The 1,364-nt window shown below is 59.9% G+C and carries 1 protein-coding gene; it reads right to left on the reverse strand.

The features are described 5' to 3' along the window. The coding region (locus YP76_RS26415; RefSeq protein WP_157035908.1) for a Tn3 family transposase at nt 1-1,318 on the reverse strand (1,318 nt) is incomplete at its 3' end. Between the last annotated feature and the right edge of the window lie 46 nt (nt 1,319-1,364).

Here is a 1,364-nt window from a genome sequence, read left to right on the forward strand (position 1 = left end):
CAGCCACACGGTCGCTTGCAGCCCGAAACTGTGCGTTCTCTTCCAGCGTTCGCATCATCAGCTCGATGCGATCATCGCTCACGCCGTCCAACATGCGAGCCATGTCGGCGGCGGTCTTTTCCGTACCAAGCGCCAGCAATGCAGCGTAGAGCACTTCCAGCTCGGCAGGACGGGTAGGGGCACGGCCCAAAAGCACGCTCGAAAATCCCGTCGAGCAGTCGACGGAGACCATCACCGCGGGAAGTTGGACGTCGCCGATCTGACCGAACAATGCAGACCTAGTTTCGTCGACAGCGGGATCCTTTGGCGCAGCCGACAGCCGCGGAACCTGGAACCGATCGTTGGCAATGCCGATTTCGCCATCGGCGATGGCTTCGCCGAGCATTTCCATCCGCAATGCAAGCGGTTCCTGAAACCGGCGAAGGTAAGCCTCGATCGTCGTTGGCCAGCCATTGTTCCGCAAGGCTTGTGCCCGAGAATTCGCCCAGGTTGATGCCGGCATGAGCTGATCGGCAATACTACGGTGATGCAAGCTGTGGCGTGCGCTGGCAGATCCATTGCGAAGGGCGCGCTTCAACAACATCGCCGTGGCCACTTCGAACGCCGCAAATCTCTGGCCGGGGTTGCCAACCAAAATCGCAGCGCCGGAAGGCGACCGAAGAAATGGCTCGCATTCCCACTCCTGGAGATCTGTTTGGCGATTGGCATATTTACCGGCGAGGGTTACCAGTGCCTGCTGAAGCGGATGATCAGTCGGGACATCGATCTGCAACGTGCAGACCTGTTGCATGAGGGCGCGAAGTCGCGATGGCGCTTCGCTCATTTGAACGCGAATGGCGGCAACCTTGCCTTTTGTCGCAGGCAAGGATCGCAAGGGCTGCATCGCGCGCAGCGCGACCTGTCGAAATTCGGCATCGCTCATTTGGCGATCGTCGAGCGCGCCGATCATGATGCCGAAACTGGACCGATAGAGTTTCAGCTCGTCCAGCGCGCGCTCTTCCACCGTGTTCCGCGCCTGACTCCACAGCTGCCCAATTCGACGACTGGTCTGCATCAAAACGGCGTCAGTCGCTTCCAGTAATTGCAGCCTCAACCAGCAGCCAATCTCGACCGTGCGCCGGGGCTCGGTGAGGCGGGAAAGGGTGGCCGCTTTTCGGCGCGCAATACGGACAGCGTGGAGGCGAATCCGGTCGACTGTCAGGTTCGGCAAGGCAAGCCGATCAGCACCAAGCGATTGAAGTTCAGTGATACGGGATTGCATCATTTGGATATCGTTCCGCCCGAAGCCTTTGGCAGGTGCGCGGAGCCAGTCGAGCAAGGATTCGCTTCCGGGGATGGATCTCGCGGCGGAAAGACGACTTGAC

The organism is Sphingobium chungbukense, from assembly GCF_001005725.1.
GTDB lineage: Bacteria > Pseudomonadota > Alphaproteobacteria > Sphingomonadales > Sphingomonadaceae > Sphingobium > Sphingobium chungbukense.